The sequence below is a fragment of the Pseudomonas amygdali genome (assembly GCF_002699855.1).
In the GTDB taxonomy this organism is placed as follows: Bacteria; Pseudomonadota; Gammaproteobacteria; order Pseudomonadales; family Pseudomonadaceae; genus Aquipseudomonas; species Aquipseudomonas amygdali.
In genome coordinates, this window is record NZ_LKBW01000112.1 from 1 (window position 1) to 20023 (window position 20023).

The window sequence follows — 20023 nt, forward strand, 5'->3', positions numbered from 1 at the left end:
CAATATTCTTTCACGGCTGCGAGTTTTGCCTGCACTGTATATTTACCCATGACGCCTCCAAAGGTTGCGTCCAACCTTCGGGGGTCATACCAGAGCGTGGGAACGGGAATCATACTCAAAATCGGACGCAGAGCGTCCAGAACGGCATTCGACGCAGAGCGTCGCACGATAGTTGAGATTATCGTTGCAGTTCTGGACGCTCTGCGTCCGACCTTGAATGGGCAGCGCAGGCGTGTACCGAAGAGAAACTAGCTCGCAGTATTGCTGTGCAGTTTGGTCATCAGTTGCGCTTCGGCCTGGGTCAGGCCGCAGGACTGGGTCAGCTCATCGATGCTGGCACCCATGCCGACCAGGCGTGCAGCCTGGGCAAAGGACAGCGTGGAGGGATCGCGCTGTTCCAGTGCAGTGAGCTTGTCCGGCAACGGCGCAACGATGGCACGCAGCTCGTGCAACGCTTCGCCCATGCGCACCGTGCCGTTCTGGTAGTTGTCCAGGCGTCTGGCCAACTCCTTGATCCGCTGATCACGCAAGGCAGCCGCCTCATCACGCTCGGCATCGAGCTTGCGCTGACGCCTGGTATGGGCCAGGAACATAAACAGGGTGACTACCCAGAGAATGCCCAGGAAGAAGACAGCTACCTCAAAGATCAATCAGATGTTCTCCAGTTCGGACCACTCTTCTTCGGACATCATTTTGTCCAGTTCAACCAGAATCAACAGTTCGCCGTTCTTGTTGCAAACGCCCTGAATGAATTTGGCCGACTCATCGTTACCCACATTTGGCGCAGTTTCGACTTCAGACTGACGCAAGTAAACCACTTCAGCCACGCTATCGACCAGAATCCCGACCACTTGCTTGTCGGCTTCGATGATCACGATACGCGTATTGTCGCTGACTTCAACCGGAGCCAGACCAAAGCGCTGACGGGTATCGATCACGGTGACCACGTTACCGCGCAGGTTGATAATGCCCAGTACGTAGCTTGGCGCACCCGGGACCGGGGCGATTTCAGTGTAGCGCAGCACTTCCTGCACCTGCATCACGTTGATGCCATAGGACTCGTTGTCCAGGCGGAACGTAACCCATTGCAGGATAGGATCTTCGGAACCTTGTGCAGACGACTTATTCATAACCCCAACCCCTCACGTGTGTTCTTTGCAGGTGATGCCACTGGCATCGACCCATGATTATTTCGACTTGTTCAACTGCTTGACCGCGCCACTGGCTATCAGCTCGGCCAACTCTGCAACATCCAGCAACGCGCACATGTGCTCGATAACCGTGCCCGCCAGCCATGGGCGCTGACCTCGCTGCGTGCGCCATTTGATCTCATTCGGATCAAGACGCAACGAACGGCTGACTTGATGCACCGCCAGTCCCCACTCGTATCCCTGCACAGAAATCACGTACTGCAATCCCTGGCGAAAATCGTCGCGGTATCGATCAGGCATGATCCAGCGCGCGGTATCCAATACTTTCAGGTTGCCCGCCTGGCAAGGCAGGATCCCGAGAAACCAGTCCGGTTGACCGAACAGTGGCGTCAGCTCCTGCCCTGCCAGCGGGTAAATCGACCCTAGGCATACCAGCGGCACTGCCAGCGTCAGCCCGGCCACGTCGAACAACAGGCATTCGAACGGCTCGGCGGCCCATGCCGGGCGACCATCACTGGTAGGCGGCGGCGTCGGCGTGCGCTGGGTCACCAGTGTGCTCAACTCAGCGACCGGCTCGACCAGCTCAACGGTCGAAACTGCTTCTTCAACCTTCACCACTTCGGCAACAATCACCGGAGCGACTTCAATCACCGGCGCAGGCGCTTCAACCTTTACCGCTACAGCCACCGGAGCCGGCGCGGCCACCGCAACCGCCAGCGGTTTGATCTGCGCTTGCATCCGCGCATCAAAGGCTTGCTCTTCGAGCACAGCCGCCTGAAATTCATCGATGCTGCTGACAGGCTCTTCAAGCACCTCAGTCGCGTCGTACAGCAATGCGTCCAGATAGGACTGCAACGCCAGCTTGGGTCGTGTTGCTACTTCTACAGGGCGGTTCATACCGGGGCCCAACAAAAAATGGAGCATGTGCAACCTGATAGAGTTATCGGCCGCATTGAGGCATCACTTGAGCAAACTGTGTAGAAAGAATGGACGTTCACGTCAGGCCACCTGAGCATTGAGCTGCTCGGCGAGCATATGCTTGAGCAATGCCCGATAAGCAATCACACCGCGACTCTTACTGTCATTCTGCGACGGCGTCAGCCCCAGACGGCTCGCATCGCGCAGCCGCGTGTCGACCGGCACGTAGGCTTGCCAGACATGATCGGGAAAACTGTCGCGCAATAATTTCAATGTGCCCATCGACGCTTGGGTACGACGGTCGAACAAGGTCGGCACGATGGTGTAAGGCAACGGCACCTTGCGCGAACGGTTGATCATGGTCAGGGTATTGACCATACGCTCCAGGCCTTTCACGGCCAAAAATTCAGTCTGTACCGGTATCGCCAACTGCTGGCTTGCCGCCAGCGCATTGACCATGAGAACGCCCAGCAGCGGCGGACTGTCGATCAGCGCATAGTCAAAATCCTGCCACAACTGCGCCAGACTTTTAGCGATCACCAGGCCCAGGCCGCTCTGGCCAGGGGATTGACGCTCCAGTGTGGCCAGCGCCGTGCTGGAGGGTATCAGCGAGATACGCTGGTCACTGGTCGGCAGCAGCAATTGGCCCGGAAGCCCCTCCGGAACCGCACCCTTGTGGAGAAACAGATCGAAGGCACTGTGTTCCAGTTCGTCCGGGTTATGCCCGAAATAGCTGGTCATGGAGCCGTGGGGGTCCAGATCGACCACGACCACACGCTTGCCCGCATCGGCCAGCAGGCCGGCCAGGGCGATGGTCGTGGTGGTCTTTCCGACTCCACCTTTCTGGTTGGCTACTGCCCAGACTCTCATTGATGTTTTTCCTTGCGTACAGCAACGACCATACCGATACAATGTTAGGGGGCAGGTGACGGAGAATTGACGGCGTTCGCACGTACCGGCGGCTTTGCTGGCACCGGTGCAGTTTGTGTGCCAGCACGCCTCAGTGCAGCATCCGGTTGCACATTGGCCGACCCTGAACTGGTCAGGCTGCGACGCACATCCAGATTTCGCGAGATGACCAGCACTACGCGGCGGTTCTTGGCGCGTCCGGCGGCAGTGGTATTGGGCGCGATCGGTTGAAACTCACCGTAGCCCACAGAGGCCAGTCGCGCGGGATTGACACCGTCCATCGCCAGCATGCGCACAATGCTGGCAGATCGAGCCGAAGACAGTTCCCAGTTGGTCGGAAACTGCGCAGTGCTGATCGGCTGATCGTCAGTGAAGCCTTCAACGTGTATGGGATTGTCGAAGCGTTTGACGATTCCGGAAACCTTTTCAATGATCGTGAAAGCCTTGTCGCTGGGTATGGCGTCGCCGCTGACGAACAACAGGCTGGAGTTGAGTTCGATCTCGATCCATAACTCGTTGCCGCGCACCGTCATCTGATCGGACTTGATCAGGTCGCCGAACGCATCGCGAACATCCTGAGCGATGGTCTGCAGCGGATCATCAGAAGCCTGGCCAATTCCGGCATCGGTCTGTTCGCTGTCCTTGACCAGCGGCTCGGCGGGCTTTATCGAGACCGGGCGCTGCTCACCAATAGGGATCGGTTTCATAGTGCGCTCGGTATCGTTGAATACGCCAACCAGTGCCTGGGACAGAATCTTGTATTTGCCTTCATTGACCGAGGAAATCGAGTACATCACCACGAAAAAGGCGAACAGCAGGGTAATGAAGTCGGCATACGACACCAGCCAGCGCTCATGATTTTCGTGTTCTTCGGCCTGACGTCGGCGAGCCATGCGCTGTTACTCCATGAAGCCTTGCAGCTTGAGTTCGATGGAGCGCGGGTTTTCACCTTCGGCGATGGACAGCAAGCCTTCAAGCAGCATTTCGCGGTAACGCGACTGACGGTGGGCAATGCCTTTAAGCTTGTTGGCCACCGGCAACAGAATCAGGTTGGCCATTGCAACGCCATAAATGGTGGCAACAAAAGCCACCGCAATCCCACTGCCCAGTTGGCTCGGGTCGGCCAGGTTACCCATGACGTGAATCAGCCCCATTACCGCACCGATGATGCCCACGGTCGGCGCATAGCCGCCCATGCTTTCGAATACCTTGGCAGCCTGAATATCGCGGGTTTCCTGAGTGATGAAATCCACTTCAAGAATGCTCCGGATCGCTGCAGGCTCGGCGCCATCGACCAACAGTTGCAAGCCTTTGCGGGCATAACTGTCAGGTTCGGAATCAGCGACCGTTTCCAGACCGAGCAAGCCTTCCTTGCGGGCGGTCATGCTCCAGCCGATCACCCGGTCTACACCGCCGGGCAGATCGATACGAGGCGGGAAAATGATCCAGCGGATGATTTTCATGGCACGCATGAACGCGCTCATCGGTGACTGCAACAGCGACGCACCCAGTGTGCCGCCCAGTACAATCAGGGCTGCCGGGCCATTGAGCAACGCACCGAGGTGTCCGCCTTCAAGAAAGTTGCCGCCAATGATCGCGACAAACGCCAGGATCAGGCCGATAAGACTGAGTACATCCATCAGAGACAGGCCTCTACCAGGTGGCGACCTATGTCATCCAGACTGTAGATCGCATCTGCAAGCTCAGCCTTGACGATTGCCATCGGCATGCCGTAAATGACGCAGCTCGCTTCGTCCTGCGCCCATACGGTACTGCCCGCCTGCTTGAGCAGGCGCGCGCCCTCACGGCCATCGGCACCCATGCCGGTCAATACCACCGACAGCACCTTGTCACCGTAGGACTTGGCGGCAGAGCCAAAGGTGATATCTACACAAGGTTTGTAATTCAGGCGCTCGTCACCCGGCAGAATCTTCACCGTACCGCGCACATCCACCATCATCTGCTTGCCGCCCGGTGCCAGCAACGCCAGACCAGGGCGCAGAACGTCGCCGTCCTCTGCTTCCTTGACGCTGATCTTGCACAGCTTGTCGAGACGCTCGGCAAAGGCCTTGGTGAAGGCCGCAGGCATGTGTTGAATCAGCACCAGCGGTGCCGGGAAGCTGGCTGGCAACTGGGTAAGTACCCGTTGCAACGCAACCGGGCCACCGGTTGAGGTGCCGATGGCCACCAGTTTGTATGCCTTGCGCTTGGGCGTGCCTGAGGTGGTCGGGTGTGCCGGAGCATGGTGAGCATGAGCCGCAGGGGCCGTGGCAGGCGCTGCAGTGCGCGTCGGCACGGCACGGGCTGGCGCGGTGGTGGGCGCAGGTGCACGGCTGGACGACGTCGGCGCTGCCGGTGCAGCCGCCGATGCAGCGCTGGCCGCACCAAACCCGCTTGAACGGCGGTTACTGCGCGAAATGCTGTTGATTTTCTCGCACAGCAGTTGTTTGACCTTCTGCGGGTTGCGCGAGATATCTTCGAAATTCTTGGGCAGGAAATCCACGGCACCGGCGTCCAGAGCGTCCAGCGTCACGCGCGCACCTTCGTGCGTCAGCGACGAGAACATCAATACCGGGGTGGGGATACGCTGCATGATATGACGAACTGCCGTAATGCCATCCATCATCGGCATTTCGTAGTCCATGGTGATGACATCAGGTTTGAGCGCCAGCGCCTGCTCAATCGCTTCCTTGCCGTTGGTGGCGGTGCCAACCACTACAATGTTGGGGTCCGAAGAAAGAATTTCCGTAACACGGCGGCGGAAAAAACCGGAATCATCCACCACCAGGACCTTGACTGCCATAAACACTCCAATAGGTGTTGCAGGCAGCCAGGCTGCCCGCACCCCCGGGTTCAGATACGCCGTGCGGCGTAACGCTTGAGCATGCTGGGTACATCGAGAATCAAGGCGATGCGACCGTCACCGGTGATGGTGGCGCCCGACATGCCTGGCGTACCTTGCAGCATCTTGCCCAGCGGTTTGATAACCACTTCTTCCTGGCCGACCAGTTGATCGACAACGAAGCCGATGCGCTGGGTGCCGACCGTCAGGATCACGACGTGCCCTTCTCGCTGCTCTTCATGAGCCGCCGAACTGACCAGCCAGCGCTTGAGATAGAACAGCGGCAAGGCTTTGTCACGTACGATCACCACTTCCTGACCGTCAACCACGTTGGTAGTGGACAGGTTCAGGTGGAAGATTTCGTTGACGTTGACCAACGGGAAGGCAAAAGCCTGGTTGCCCAGCATCACCATCAGGGTCGGCATGATCGCCAGGGTCAACGGGACCTTGATGACAATCTTGGAACCCTGGCCCTTGGTCGAGTAGATGTTGATCGAGCCGTTGAGCTGGGAGATCTTGGTTTTAACCACGTCCATGCCCACACCGCGACCTGACACATCGGAAATCTCGGTCTTGGTCGAGAAGCCCGGTGCAAAGATCAGGTTGTAGCAATCGGTGTCGCTCAACCGATCGGCTGCATCCTTGTCCATGACACCACGTTTGACCGCAATCGAGCGCAACACGTTGGGGTCCATACCCTTGCCGTCATCGGAAATCGACAGCAGGATATGGTCACCTTCCTGCTCTGCCGAAAGAATTACCTTGCCGCCGCGGGACTTGCCCGAGGCTTCGCGTTCTTCCGGCGTTTCGATACCGTGGTCGACCGCGTTGCGCACCAAGTGGACCAGCGGGTCGGCAAGCGCCTCTACGAGGTTCTTGTCGAGGTCGGTTTCTTCGCCGACCAGTTCCAGATTGATCTCTTTCTTGAGCTGGCGAGCCAGGTCACGTACCAGACGCGGGAAGCGACCAAAGACTTTCTTGATCGGCTGCATACGGGTCTTCATGACCGCGGTCTGCAGGTCGGCAGTGACCACATCCAGGTTCGAAACCGCCTTGGACATGGCTTCATCGCCGCTGTTGAGACCCAGACGCACCAGGCGGTTACGTACCAGCACCAGTTCGCCGACCATGTTCATGATCTCGTCCAGTCGGGCGGTATCCACACGAACCGTGGTTTCGGCTTCAGTCGCAACCGGCTTTTCACCAGTGGGCGCAGGAGCGCGTGCAGGTGCTGGAGCAGGCTTGGCGGGCTCGGCCTTTGCCGCAGGTGCAGGCGCCGCAGCAGGCTTGGCAGCCGGTGGCGGAGCAGCAGCTATGGCAGTTGCCGGAGCAGGTGCCTTGGCAACGACCGCATCAGGCTCGAACTTGCCTTTGCCATGCAGTTCGTCGAGCAGGTTTTCAAATTCGTGATCGGTAATTTCGTCCGATGCCGCTGCAGCAGAGGGTGCCTTGGCAGGAACGGCCGCAGATGCAGGTGCAGCAGCAGCCGTAGCGGCTATGGCACCGTCAAACGAGCCCTTGCCATGCAGTTGATCAAGCAAGGCTTCGAATTCGTCGTCGGTGATTTCATCGCCGGCAGACGCTGCACCCTTGCTCTGTGCAGCAGGTGCCGGGGCTGGAGCGGCTACAGCATCGGCCGCAAACTTGCCCTTGCCATGCAACTGATCAAGCAGGGATTCAAATTCCTGATCGGTAATTTCATCGCCAGCTGGCGCGACCGCAGGTGCCGCTGATGGTGCCGCAGACACCGGACTGGTGCCGTGCAGCGAATCGAGCAGTTGCTCGAACTCATCATCGGTAATGTCATCGCTGGCCGCTTGCTCGGCAACCGGAGCCGGAGCCTCGGCTTCAACCACCGGCTCGGGCTCGGGCGCTGCGACTTCGTCGGCAGATTGTGGCTCGGCCAGTCGCGAAAGCGCAGCCAGCAGTTCTGGCGTCGCCGCAGTTACGTCAGTCCGTTCACGTACCTGACCGAACATGCTGTTGACGGTGTCCAGAGCTTCCAGGACCACATCCATCAGTTCGGAATCAACGCGACGCTCACCCTTGCGAAGGATGTCGAACACGTTTTCGGCGATGTGGCAGCACTCCACCAGCTCATGGAGCTGGAGGAAGCCGGCGCCCCCTTTTACAGTGTGAAAACCGCGAAAAATTGCATTGAGCAGATCAGCATCATCCGGTCGGCTTTCCAGCTCGACCAATTGCTCTGACAACTGCTCCAGAATTTCGCCGGCCTCTACCAGAAAATCCTGAAGGATTTCTTCATCGGCGCCGAAGCTCATGGGGTGCTCCCTAAAATTAACCGTCAACAGATCTTAGAAGCCGAGGCTCGATAGCAGATCGTCTACATCATCCTGTCCGGATACGACGTCTTCACGTTTATCGGCATGAATCTGCGGACCTTCACCCTTGGCGAGATGTTTTTTAGGATCTTTTTCAGCAAGGATGGATTCTTCGTCATGTTCGATGCCTGCGAAGCGATCGACATGGCTGGCCATGAGCACCAGTTTGAGCAGATTGCTCTCGACTTCCGTAACCAATTGCGTCACGCGCTTGATAACCTGCCCCGTAAGGTCCTGGTAATCCTGGGCAAGCAAAATATCGTTGAGATGCCCGGAAACCCTATCTGCCTCCTGCTCGGTGCGCGTCAGAAAACCATCGACCCGCTTGGCCAGCTCACGGAATTCTTCAGCACCGATTTCGCGGCGCATGAAACGCCCCCAGTCGTCACTCAATGCCTTGGCATCGGAGCTCAGACCGCTCATGAGCGGTGTGCTTTCCTCGACCAGGTCCATAGTGCGGTTGGCCGCATTCTCGGTCAGCCTCACCACATACGACAGGCGTTCGGTCGCGTCGGTGATCTGCGACACTTCCTCGGCTTGAGGCATGTGCGGATCAATATGAAAGTTGACGATTGCACTGTGCAGCTCACGAGTCAGCTTGCCCACTTCCTGATAAAGGCCGCGGTCGCGTGTCTGGTTGAGTTCATGGATCAGCTGCACAGCGTCACCGAAGCGGCCCTTTTCAAGGCTGGTGACGAGTTCCTGCGCGTGTCTCTTTAAGGTCGACTCAAAGTCGGCCATCGAATCATTGTTATCCATAGCGCCCTCGCGGCATGCATCAGCTATTGACGCGTTCAAAGATCTTTTCGATCTTCTCTTTAAGCGCTTGAGCCGTGAATGGCTTGACTACATAACCGTTCACCCCGGCCTGGGCAGCTTCAATGATCTGCTCACGCTTCGCTTCGGCAGTAACCATCAGTACAGGAAGGCTCTTGAGACGCTCGTCCGCACGGACCTGACGCAACAAGTCGATACCGGTCATGCCAGGCATGTTCCAGTCCGTCACCAGAAAGTCAAAGGCACCGCTCTGCAGCATCGGCAATGCGGTCAGACCGTCATCCGCTTCAGATGTGTTGGTAAATCCCAGATCACGCAACAGATTCTTGATGATCCGCCGCATCGTTGAGAAGTCATCAACGATGAGGATTTTCATGTTCTTGTCCAATTCGACCTCCAAGCAGTCTTTAACGCGTTCAGCACCTGAACACGCTGTTCACTCAATACTGGCACAGCACACCCCCAGCTATACGAAACGACGACGGGCTTGGCACAACGACAGTCAAGACTGCGACTAAAGCCCATCGAGACATTGCCCGACAGGCCCTTGCCTCGTCTATCCTGCTACCACGTAACGCTTTGCACAGCCGGCATGCAGACAACGCACGACAAACGTCGCGCACTGCCGTCAACGCGCTCGCCACTCCCCCAAACGCCCCCGCAAACGAGCTGCGCACTGGCTGTGTAACTGACTGACCCGAGATTCGCTGACCCCAAGAACCTCTCCGATTTCCTTGAGGTTCAGCTCTTCGTCGTAGTACAGCGCCAACACCAGACGCTCACGCTCTGGCAAATTGGCAATTGCATCGGCCAACGCTGCCTGGAAGCGCTCGTCTTCCAGGTCGCGCGACGGCTCAAGCGAACCGCTTGCGCCATCCTCATGCAGCCCTTCGTGATCCCCGTCCTGAAGCAGGTCGTCGAAACTGAAGAGGCGGCTGCCCAAGGTGTCATTCAAAATCCCGTAATAATCATCAAGACTCAACTGGAGTTCGGCCGCAACCTCGTGATCTTTAGCGTCACGGCCGGTTTTAGCTTCAATTGCACGAATTGCGTCACTGACCATTCGGGTATTGCGGTGCACTGAGCGTGGTGCCCAGTCGCCCTTGCGCACTTCATCCAGCATCGCACCACGAATGCGAATGCCGGCGTAGGTCTCGAAACTCGCACCTTTGGTTGAATCATATTTGGTGGAGACTTCAAGCAGACCGATCATGCCAGCCTGGATCAGATCCTCGACCTGCACGCTGGCCGGCAAGCGCGCCAGCAGATGATAAGCGATACGCTTGACCAATGGCGCATAACGCTCGATCAACTCGTATTGCGAATTACGGGAAGCCTTGCTGTACATCTGGTAGCCGCTCGCAGTCATTGCACAGGCCCTGCACTGGTCTGGTGAACGAGTCGCTCAACGAAGAACTCGAGATGACCCCGCGGGTTGGCTGGCAGCGGCCAGGTATCAACCTTCTGGGCAATGGCCTTGAACGCCAGCGCACATTTGGATCGCGGGAATGCTTCGTAGACGGCGCGCTGTTTCTGTACGGCCTTGCGCACGCACTCGTCGTACGGCACGGCACCTACATACTGCAGCGCGACATCAAGAAAACGGTCCGTCACTTTGGTGAGTTTGGCGAACAGGTTGCGCCCTTCCTGCGGGCTCTGCGCCATGTTGGCCAGCACCCGGAAGCGGTTCATGCCGTAGTCGCGGTTGAGCAGTTTGATCAGGGCGTAGGCATCGGTGATCGACGTGGGCTCGTCGCACACCACCAGCAACACTTCCTGAGCGGCGCGCACGAAGCTGACCACCGATTCGCCGATACCGGCAGCCGTGTCAATCACCAGCACATCAAGGTTGTCGCCAATCTCGCTAAACGCCTGGATCAGACCCGCATGCTGGGCCGGGGACAGATGCACCATGCTCTGGGTGCCAGAGGCGGCAGGCACGATACGCACCCCACCCGGCCCCTGCAACAGAACGTCGCGCAACTCGCAACGGCCCTCTATCACATCGGCAAGTGTACGTTTAGGCGTCAGCCCAAGCAGAACGTCGACATTGGCCAGACCCAGATCGGCGTCCAGCAGCATGACACGACGGCCAAGCTCGGCAAGGGCCAGTGAAAGATTCACTGACACGTTAGTCTTACCGACGCCACCTTTGCCACCGGTCACCGCGATAACCTGTACGGGATGCATGCTGCCCATGTTATTTCTTTACCTTGTCTTGCGTAGACCGAAACCACATCGAGGGCTGCACGTTCGCAAATGAACACCGCATGGCAGACCGTTGACGCAGGGACATTCCAATAATATCCATCACTTAACCCACTCTCTTGCCAGGGGTGTGATAGAGGTCAGCAAACATATCAGCCATCGCTTCCTCGCTCGGCTCATCCTGCATCTGCACACTCACCGCACGGCTCACCAGTTGATGACGACGCGGGGTGTGCAGGTCGTCAGGAATACGGGGTCCGTCCGTGAGGTAGGCCACAGGTAATTCATGACTGATCGCCAGGCTCAGGACTTCGCCAAGGCTGGCTGTTTCATCAAGCTTGGTCAGAATGCATCCGGCCAGGCCACAACGCTTGTAACTGTGATAAGCAGCGGTCAGCACCTGCTTCTGGCTGGTGGTCGCCAGTACCAGGTAGTTACGCGACTTGATGCCACGCCCTGCCAGACTTTCCAGTTGCATGCGCAGCGCGGGATCGCTGGCTTGCAGCCCGGCGGTATCGATCAACACCACGCGCTTGCGCAGCAGCGGCTCCAGCGCCTGGACCAGCGACTGGCCAGGATCGACATGGGTAACCGGCACGTTGAGGATGCGCCCAAGGGTCTTGAGCTGCTCCTGTGCGCCGATGCGGAAACTGTCCATGCTGACCAGAGCGATATTCTGCGGACCGTACTTCAACACGTAACGTGCCGCCAGCTTGGCCAGCGTGGTGGTCTTGCCCATGCCGGCAGGCCCGACCATGGCAATGACTCCACCCTCTTCTAGCGGCTCGATGTCCGGCACGGCAATCATGCGCGCCAAATGGGCCAGCAACATGCGCCAGGCCTGACGAGGCTCGTCAATCTCCGGGATCATCGACAGCAGATCGCGCGACAGCGGGCCGGACAAACCGACACGTTGCAGGCGGCGCCACAGATTGGCCTGCTGCGGACGACTGCCCTGCAGCTGGTTCCAGGCCAGGGAGCCAAGCTGGACTTCCAGCAGCTCGCGCAAGCCGTTCAATTCGGAGCGCATCGAATCATAGGCGCGCTGGCCGACAGCAGGCTCTGCGGGCGCAGGCGGCGTGTACGCGAATGGTCGTGGCGGCTCTTCGAGCGTCGGCTCGATGTGCGTATCGACAGCGCTGACCGGTTTGCCGGAAAACAGCTGAAGATTGATCGACGCGTCACTGTCGCTGCGGTTGTTCAATTCGGCCTGAGCAGAGACGATGCGCGACTGGGTCTTGCGCAGCTCGTCTTCGAGCTCCATGTTCGGCACACGCGGTGCCAGGGCGGACAGCTTGTAATCCAGAGCGGCAGTCAGCTCTACGCCACCGGCAATGCGCCGGTTACCGATGATGGCCGCCTCGGCGCCCAGCTCATCGCGAACCAGTTTCATGGCTTGACGCATATCGGCGGCGAAAAATCGCTTAACTTGCATGACTCACTACCTCAGCCGTTCGGCCCGACAGTCGCTACGATGGTTACTTGCTTGTTGTCCGGAATTTCCTGATACGCCAGAACATGCATGTTCGGTACAGCCAATCGTCCAAATCGTGACAGCATCGCCCGGACAGGCCCTGCTACCAGAAGAATTACCGGCAACCCTTGCATCTCCTGACGCTGGGCGGCCTCAATCAACGAACGCTGGAGCTTCTCAGCCATGCTTGGCTCAAGAAGAACGCCTTCTTCCTGACCCTGACCAGCCTTCTGCAAACTATTGAGCAATATCTGTTCCAACCTTGGTTCCAGAGTGATAACAGGCAGCTCCGGCTCAACACCTACAATGCTTTGGACGATTGCGCGGCTCAGACCCACTCGCACGGCAGCCACCAAAGCGGCGGTATCTTGACTCTTGCCGGCGTTGTTGGCGATAGCTTCTGCAATGCTGCGAATATCACGCACAGGTACATGCTCAGCCAGAAGCGCTTGCAGCACGTTGAGCAACGAGGACAGGGACAGCACACCAGGGACCAGCTCTTCAGCCAGTTTGGGCGAGCTTTTGGCCAGCAATTGCATCAACTGCTGGACTTCTTCGTGACCAATCAGTTCATGAGAGTGCTTGTAGAGAATCTGGTTCAAGTGGGTTGCCACCACAGTACTGGCGTCCACCACGGTATAACCCAGCGACTGCGCCTGGCTGCGCTGGCTGATTTCGATCCAAACGGCCTCCAGACCAAACGCCGGGTCTCTGGCGGTGATGCCGTTCAGGGTGCCGAACACTTGACCGGGGTTGATCGCCAGCTCGCGATCCGGATAAATCTCGGCCTCGGCCAGAATCACGCCCATCAGCGTCAGACGGTAGGCGCTGGGTGCCAGATCAAGGTTGTCACGGATGTGTACGGTCGGCATCAGGAAGCCCAGCTCTTGCGACAGCTTCTTGCGCACGCCCTTGATACGCGCCAGCAGTTGACCACCCTGATTGCGGTCCACCAGCGGAATCAGGCGATAACCCACTTCCAGGCCGATGATGTCGATAGGGGTGACGTCATCCCAACCCAGCTCCTTGGCGTCCTGAACACGGGTCGGCGAAGGCAGCAGGTCCTGTTGGCGTTGCACTTCGGCCAGCGCCTCGACTTTCACCTGGTTCTCTTTCTTCCAGAGCAGATACGCACCACCCGCAGCCACCAGGCCGAGGCTGATGAAGGAGAAGTGCGGCATGCCCGGCACCAGCCCCATTACGATCATGATCGCAGCGGAAACTGCCAGTGCCTTGGGCGAGGCGAACATCTGACGATTGATCAGCTTGCCCATCTCTTCCGAACCGGAAGCGCGGGTCACCATGATCGCTGCGGCAGTGGACAAAAGCAGTGATGGCAATTGCGCCACCAAACCGTCACCGATGGTCAGCAGGGTATAAACGCGGCCTGCATCAGCGAATGTCATGTTGTGTTGCAGAATACCGACCAGCATGCCGCCGATCAGGTTGATGAACAGAATCAGCAAACCGGCAATTGCATCGCCGCGCACGAATTTGCTGGCACCGTCCATGGAACCGTAGAACTCGGCTTCCTGAGCGACTTCAGCACGGCGGCGCTTGGCTTCTGGCTGATCGATGAGACCGGCGTTGAGGTCCGCGTCGATTGCCATCTGTTTGCCTGGCATCGCGTCGAGGGTGAAACGCGCGCTGACCTCGGAAATACGGCCGGCACCTTTGGTGATTACTACGAAGTTGATGATCATCAGAATCGCGAACACCACGATACCGACAACATAGTTACCACCGATCACCACCTCACCGAAGGCCTGAATCACCTTGCCCGCAGCGGCGTGACCGTCCTGACCGTGAAGCATGACCACTCGCGTGGAAGCAACGTTCAGTGCCAGACGCAACAGCGTAGCGACCAGCAGAATGGTTGGAAACACCGAGAAGTCCAGCGGCCGCAGAGCGTAAACACACACCAGCAACACGACGATGGACAGTGCAATGTTGAACGTGAAGAACACGTCCAGCAGGAACGGCGGCATAGGCAACATCATCATTGCCATCATGACCAGCAACAACAGCGGAACGCCCAACTGACCACGGCCCAGGCCAGTGATATTGCTGCGTGCGCTACTGAATATCTGAGAACGATCCACTGATTGTTTACCTGCGCACTAGATCAAAACATTGACGCCGATGGCGACCTGTATCGACCCTGTTGCAAAAAGCTGTCCAACTTTTACAAAGCCAGTGCTGGTAAGGCTTTAGAGACAGAAGTAATGGGAAACCGGCATACCTTGCGCAGTCAGAAAATCTTCAAGAGCGGACGCAGAGCGTCCAGAACGGCATGCGACGCGGAGCGTCGCACGATAGTTGAGATGATCGTTCCTCACGCTCCAGCGTGGGAATGCCGTGGGTGACGCTCTGCGTCACAAATCTGCGCCGCACCACACGCCCAAGAGCGGACGCAGAGCTTCAGGAACCGTATACCCATGCGGAGCACGGGCGCGAGGGTGGTCTGCTGGCGACAAAGCAAAGGGCTACGCATCGCGCTGCAGGTCGGGCGGGATCTTGATGTCACCCAGTGGGTCTGGGCGCTTGCCTTGACCGGCGCGGAATTGGCGGATCTGGTAGACATAGGCCAGCACCTGGGCCACGGCCAGATAGAGCCCGGCAGGGATTTCCTGGTCCAGCTCGGTGCTGTAGTAGATGGAGCGGGCCAACGCCGCAGATTCCAGAATCAGTATCTGGTTATGCGCGCCGATTTCGCGAATCTTCAGCGCCACCAGGTTCGTACCCTTGGCCAGCAACATCGGCGCCCCGCCCTGCTCGGGATCGTATTTCAAGGCTACGGCAAAGTGCGTCGGGTTGGTAATAATGACATCCGCTTCCGGAATCGACGCCATCATCCGCCGCTGGGACATTTCGCGCTGCAACTGGCGAATACGCTGTTTAACCTCGGGGCTGCCCTCGCTGTTCTTATGCTCGTCGCGCACTTCCTGCTTGGTCATCAGCAACTTCTTGTGCGCCTCATACAGTACAAAGGGCACGTCGGCAGCAGCAATGAATATCAGACCACAGGCCATCCAGAAGCTGCTCCAGCCGACCACCAGCAGGCTGTGTATCATCGCCTGTTCCAATGGCTCATGAGCGATGGCCACCAGATCATTGCGCTCGTTGCTCAAGACCACCAGCGCAACGGCGAGGATGATCAAAAACTTGCCGAAGGATTTGAGCAGCTCGACCAGCGCATGCGGTGAAAACATGCGTTTGAGCCCTGCCGCCGGGTTCATCCGGCTGAATTTGGGCATCAGCGATTTGGTTGCGAACAACCAGCCGCCAAGCATGATCGGCCCCACCAGCGCCGCCACCAGCATGGCGATCAGAAACGGCAGCATCACGACCAGCGCGTGCAGGCCGGAGCTGAGCAACGCCTTGCCCATGTATGACTGATCCATGAGCGTTTCGCGGCTGATCGTAAAATTGTCGCGCATCAGCTCGGACATCATCTGCGCAATGCCTGAGCCGAACATCAGCAACCCGCCCGCCCCCATCAGCATGACCACCAGCGTGGTCAGCTCCTTGGAGCGCGCAATCTGCCCATCCGCTCTGGAGTCCTTGACCTTTTTTTCCGTGGGGTCTTCTGTCTTGTCCTGGCCATTCTCGTTTTCTGCCATCTCAACGAGCCCTCACCATGTCGCGCAACGATTGCAGTGCCTGACTGGCAATCGGCTGATACTGATTGAGAATATCGCCCATGCTCATCCACAGGATGACCATGCCCAGCACGAGAGTCAGCGGGAAACCGATCGAGAAGATGTTGAGTTGCGGCGCTGCACGGGTCATGACGCCAAAAGCGATGTTGATGATCAGCAACGCAGTAATAGCAGGTAACACCAGCCTGAGTCCGGAACTCAACGCCCAGCCTAGCCCGTTCGCCAGCTCCCAGAAATTATTGACCAGCAGACCACCACCCACCGGCATCGTGGTGAAGCTTTCGACAAGCACTTCCAACACCACCAGATGGCCGTTCATGGACAAGAACAATAGCGTGACCAGCATGGTGAAAAACTGGCCGATAACAGCCGAAGATACGCCGTTGGTAGGGTCGACCATCGAGGCAAAGCCCATGCCCATCTGCGTCGAGATGATCTGCCCGGCGATCACGAAGATATGGAAAAACATCTGCAGGGACAGCCCCATGCCGGCACCGATGATGATCTGCTCGCCGATCAGCAACAGCCCACTGAGGTCAAGCGCCTGAACCGGCGGAATGGCTGGCAGCGCTGGAGCGACCACCACAGTGATGGCAAATGCGAGGTAAAGACGCACGCGTCGGGGAACCAGAGTGGTGCCGATCACCGGCATGGTCATCAGCAACGCGACGATACGAAACATCGGCAGCATGAAGCTCGCTACCCAGGTACTGATCTGGATATCGGTCAGCGCAAGCATCGGCTGCATGCGGCGCTAGCCGATCAGCGTCGGAATACTGGTGTACAACGACAGCATGTATTCCATGAAAATTTTCAGCAGCCAGGGGCCGATGACAATCAGGGTCACGAGCATGACCAACAGGCGCGGCAGGAAGCTCAGGGTCTGTTCGTTGATCTGCGTGGCCGCCTGAAACATCGCCACCAGCAGACCGCACAACAGGCTCGGCACCACAAGAATCGCGACCAGCACGGTGGTCAGCCACAGCGCCTCGCGAAACAGATCGACAGCTACTTCCGGCGTCATCGGGCAGACTCCTCAGTGAAACGGCTCATACGCCACCAAAACTGCCAGCCAGGGTGCCGACGATCAGCGCCCAGCCATCCACCAGCACGAACAGCATGATCTTGAACGGCAGCGAAATGATCAGCGGCGACAGCATCATCATACCCATCGCCATCAGCACACTGGCCACCACCAGATCGATGATCAGAAACGGAATGAAGATCATGAAGCCGATCTGAAACGCCGTCTTGAGCTCCGAAATCACGAACGCTGGAACCAGAATGGTCAGCGGCGCGGCATCCGGGGTGGGGATGTCGGTACGCTTGGACAGGCGCATGAACAGCTCAAGGTCACTGGTACGGGTTTGCGCCAGCATGAAATCCTTGATCGGCACCTGCGCCTTGGCGACTGCATCCTGTGCAGTGAGCTTTTCAGCCAGGTAAGGCTGCAGCGCATCCTGATTCACACGGTCGAAAACCGGCGCCATGATGAACATGGTCAGAAACAGCGCCATGCCCGTCAGGATCTGGTTGGAAGGTGTCTGCTGCAAACCGAGGGCCTGACGCAGAATCGAGAAGACGATGATGATCCGGGTGAAACTGGTCATTAGCATGACAAACGCCGGAATGAAGCTCAGCGCAGTCATGATCAGCAGGATCTGCAGACTGACCGAATACTCCTGCTGACCATCCGCACCATTGGACAGCGTGATCGCCGGTATCGATAGCGGATCGGCTGCCAGTACAGCAGGCGTCACCATGACCAGCAACAGCAGTATCACGAAACGCAGCGCGCCCATCACTTCTTGTCCTTATCCTTGCCCATCAGCTCCATCAGGCGCTGAGCGAATTCAGGGGTCGCCTGCTCACGCACTGGCACCTGTACCGGTTCCTTGAGCACATGCAGGGGCGTGATCCGCCCTGGCGTGATACCCAGCAAGATCTGTTCACTGCCGATCTGCACCAGCACCAACCGATCACGCGGACCGAGCGCGCGCGAACTCACCAATGCGATGACCTGACCATTGTTCGGCCCCACGCGCTGCACGCGGCGCATCAGCCATGCGAGCACGAAAATCAGACCGATCACCAATATCAGACCGAACAGCAGCTGCACCAACTGCCCGCCCATACCGCCGGATACCGTATTGGCTACCTGCGCAGGTGCGGCCTGAGCAGCGGGCTCGGCAGCCCAGGCCAGCGACGGCAGGGTTAGCAGAACACTTAGCCAGCGCCTCATTTAGCGCAGCTTCTTGATGCGTTCGCTCGGGCTGATCACGTCGGTCAGACGGATGCCGAACTTCTCGTTGACCACCACCACCTCGCCATGCGCGATGAGCGTGCCGTTGACCAGCACATCCAGCGGTTCGCCAGCCAGGCGATCCAGCTCGATCACCGAGCCCTGATTGAGCTGCAACAAGTTACGAATATTGATATCGGTGCTGCCCACTTCCATGGAGATCGACACCGGAATGTCGAGAATCACATCCAGGTTGGGACCGTCCAGAGAAACCGGACCCGTGCTTTTCGGCACGCTGCCGAACTCTTCCATGGTCATCCGGCTACCCGAATTCCCCGCATCCGCCGCCAGCAACGCATCGATATCAGCCTGACTGTCGCCAGCTTCGCCCAATGCAGCAGCCCACTCGTCGGCCAACGCCTGATCTTCAGCAGACGTCATATCGTTTTCATCAGCCATCAGTTGTCCTCTGCACGCAGTATTTCAGTTACGCAACAATTTCCGACGTTGACCAGACAGGTCAGCGTCGCGCTATGGGTTCGATTACTTGCAGGGCCATCTTGCCCTTGTGCGAGCCAAGCTTGACCTTGAATGACGGTACGCCATTGGCACGCATGACCAGCGACTCGCTCAGTTCCACCGGGATAACGTCACCAGGACGCATGTGCAGGATGTCCCGCAACGGCAACTGGCGCTGAGCGATGGTCGTGGTGAGCGGCACATTGACATCAAGAACGTCTTCCTTGAGCGCGTTGATCCAGCGCTCATCCTGATCGTCCAGATCCGACTGAAAACCGGCATCGAGCATTTCGCGGATCGGCTCGATCATCGAGTACGGCATGGTCACGTGCAGATCGCCGCCACCGCCATCCAGTTCGATATGGAAAGTGGAAATCACCACGGCCTCGCTCGGCCCGACGATGTTGGCCATGGCCGGGTTCACTTCCGAGTTGATGTACTCGAAGTTCACTTCCATGATGGCCTGCCAGGCTTCCTTGAGGTCGATGAACGCCTGATCCAGCACCATGCGCACGACGCGAAGTTCGGTCGGCGTGAACTCACGGCCTTCGATCTTGGCGTGACGGCCATCGCCACCGAAAAAGTTGTCCACCAGCTTGAACACCAGCTTGGCATCAAGGATGAACAGCGCAGTACCACGCAGCGGCTTGATCTTGGCCAGGTTGAGGCTGGTCGGCACGTACAGCGAATGCACGTACTCGCCGAACTTCATGACCTGAACGCCACCCACCGCCACGTCCGCCGAGCGGCGCAGCAGGTTGAACATGCTGATACGCGTGTAGCGGGCGAATCGCTCGTTGATCATTTCCAGCGTCGGCATGCGCCCGCGGACAATCCGGTCCTGACTGGTCAGGTCGTAGCTTTTGACGCTGCCAGGCTCGCTGACGGTGTCGGTCTGGACCATCCCGTCGTCGACGCCATGCAGCAGCGCGTCGATCTCATCCTGGGAGAGCAGGTCTTGCACGGCCATGTGAGAGTC

Annotated in this window: 21 protein-coding genes; all 21 read right to left on the reverse strand. The window is 58.2% G+C overall.

Going from position 1 to position 20023, the window contains the following annotated elements:
- Positions 1 to 248: 248 nt before the first annotated feature.
- Positions 249 to 650 carry a DUF2802 domain-containing protein gene (locus AO277_RS09885; protein ID WP_002554261.1) on the reverse strand — a complete coding sequence of 134 codons (402 nt, stop codon included), beginning with the start codon at positions 648 to 650 and terminating at the stop codon, positions 249 to 251.
- Positions 651 to 1130 (reverse strand): chemotaxis protein CheW, encoded by a 480-nt coding sequence (locus tag AO277_RS09890; RefSeq protein WP_003370201.1) that lies wholly within the window; start codon positions 1128 to 1130, stop codon positions 651 to 653.
- 57 nt (positions 1131 to 1187) lie between these two features.
- Positions 1188 to 2075, reverse strand: coding sequence for a CheW domain-containing protein (locus AO277_RS09895; RefSeq protein WP_005731582.1), 888 nt, complete (start codon positions 2073 to 2075; stop codon positions 1188 to 1190).
- 75 nt (positions 2076 to 2150) lie between these two features.
- Complete coding sequence (locus AO277_RS09900; RefSeq protein WP_002554264.1) at positions 2151 to 2939, reverse strand: ParA family protein; 789 nt, start codon at positions 2937 to 2939, stop codon at positions 2151 to 2153.
- A 44-nt stretch (positions 2940 to 2983) separates the two neighbouring features.
- On the reverse strand, positions 2984 to 3871 hold the full coding sequence (gene motD, locus AO277_RS09905; protein WP_002554265.1) for a flagellar motor protein MotD: 888 nt from the start codon (positions 3869 to 3871) through the stop codon (positions 2984 to 2986).
- Between the two features lie 6 nt (positions 3872 to 3877).
- On the reverse strand, positions 3878 to 4618 hold the full coding sequence (locus AO277_RS09910; RefSeq protein WP_002554266.1) for a flagellar motor protein: 741 nt from the start codon (positions 4616 to 4618) through the stop codon (positions 3878 to 3880).
- On the reverse strand, positions 4618 to 5781 hold the full coding sequence (locus AO277_RS09915; protein WP_044319121.1) for a protein-glutamate methylesterase/protein-glutamine glutaminase: 1164 nt from the start codon (positions 5779 to 5781) through the stop codon (positions 4618 to 4620). Before AO277_RS09915 ends, AO277_RS09910 begins: the two co-directional genes overlap by 1 nt.
- A 50-nt stretch (positions 5782 to 5831) precedes the next feature.
- Positions 5832 to 8102 (reverse strand): chemotaxis protein CheA, encoded by a 2271-nt coding sequence (locus tag AO277_RS09920; protein ID WP_044319122.1) that lies wholly within the window; start codon positions 8100 to 8102, stop codon positions 5832 to 5834.
- A 33-nt stretch (positions 8103 to 8135) separates the two neighbouring features.
- A complete protein-coding gene (locus tag AO277_RS09925) occupies positions 8136 to 8921 on the reverse strand; it encodes a protein phosphatase CheZ (protein WP_002554269.1) in 786 nt (261 codons plus the stop codon).
- A gap of 19 nt (positions 8922 to 8940) precedes the next feature.
- The gene (locus AO277_RS09930) at positions 8941 to 9315 is read right to left on the reverse strand and encodes a chemotaxis response regulator CheY (RefSeq protein WP_011169086.1); all 375 of its coding nucleotides are present in this window, start codon (positions 9313 to 9315) and stop codon (positions 8941 to 8943) included.
- A 252-nt stretch (positions 9316 to 9567) separates the two neighbouring features.
- Positions 9568 to 10308 (reverse strand): RNA polymerase sigma factor FliA, encoded by a 741-nt coding sequence (gene fliA / locus AO277_RS09935; protein ID WP_002554271.1) that lies wholly within the window; start codon positions 10306 to 10308, stop codon positions 9568 to 9570.
- The gene (gene fleN / locus AO277_RS09940; RefSeq protein WP_003412391.1) at positions 10305 to 11138 is read right to left on the reverse strand and encodes a flagellar synthesis regulator FleN; all 834 of its coding nucleotides are present in this window, start codon (positions 11136 to 11138) and stop codon (positions 10305 to 10307) included. Before fleN ends, fliA begins: the two co-directional genes overlap by 4 nt.
- Positions 11139 to 11253: 115 nt before the next feature.
- Complete coding sequence (gene flhF / locus AO277_RS09945) at positions 11254 to 12582, reverse strand: flagellar biosynthesis GTPase FlhF (RefSeq protein ID WP_002554273.1); 1329 nt, start codon at positions 12580 to 12582, stop codon at positions 11254 to 11256.
- An 11-nt stretch (positions 12583 to 12593) separates the two neighbouring features.
- Positions 12594 to 14723 carry a flagellar biosynthesis protein FlhA gene (gene flhA, locus AO277_RS09950; protein ID WP_002554274.1) on the reverse strand — a complete coding sequence of 710 codons (2130 nt, stop codon included), beginning with the start codon at positions 14721 to 14723 and terminating at the stop codon, positions 12594 to 12596.
- A 384-nt stretch (positions 14724 to 15107) separates the two neighbouring features.
- Positions 15108 to 16244 carry a flagellar biosynthesis protein FlhB gene (gene flhB, locus AO277_RS09960; protein WP_044319123.1) on the reverse strand — a complete coding sequence of 379 codons (1137 nt, stop codon included), beginning with the start codon at positions 16242 to 16244 and terminating at the stop codon, positions 15108 to 15110.
- Position 16245: 1 nt separating this feature from the next.
- A complete protein-coding gene (fliR, locus tag AO277_RS09965; RefSeq protein ID WP_044319124.1) occupies positions 16246 to 17031 on the reverse strand; it encodes a flagellar biosynthetic protein FliR in 786 nt (261 codons plus the stop codon).
- Between the two features lie 6 nt (positions 17032 to 17037).
- A complete protein-coding gene (locus AO277_RS09970) occupies positions 17038 to 17307 on the reverse strand; it encodes a flagellar biosynthetic protein FliQ (RefSeq protein ID WP_002554277.1) in 270 nt (89 codons plus the stop codon).
- Between the two features lie 25 nt (positions 17308 to 17332).
- Positions 17333 to 18085, reverse strand: a complete 753-nt coding sequence (fliP, locus tag AO277_RS09975) for a flagellar type III secretion system pore protein FliP (protein ID WP_002554278.1) — start codon at positions 18083 to 18085, stop codon at positions 17333 to 17335.
- Positions 18085 to 18525: a flagellar biosynthetic protein FliO gene (gene fliO / locus AO277_RS09980; RefSeq protein ID WP_044319125.1), complete on the reverse strand. Its 441-nt coding sequence runs from the start codon at positions 18523 to 18525 to the stop codon at positions 18085 to 18087. The genes fliP and fliO overlap by 1 nt, the downstream gene beginning before the upstream one ends.
- Positions 18526 to 18984 carry a flagellar motor switch protein FliN gene (fliN, locus tag AO277_RS09985; protein WP_002554280.1) on the reverse strand — a complete coding sequence of 153 codons (459 nt, stop codon included), beginning with the start codon at positions 18982 to 18984 and terminating at the stop codon, positions 18526 to 18528.
- A gap of 61 nt (positions 18985 to 19045) precedes the next feature.
- A complete protein-coding gene (gene fliM / locus AO277_RS09990; protein ID WP_002554281.1) occupies positions 19046 to 20014 on the reverse strand; it encodes a flagellar motor switch protein FliM in 969 nt (322 codons plus the stop codon).
- Between the last annotated feature and the right edge of the window lie 9 nt (positions 20015 to 20023).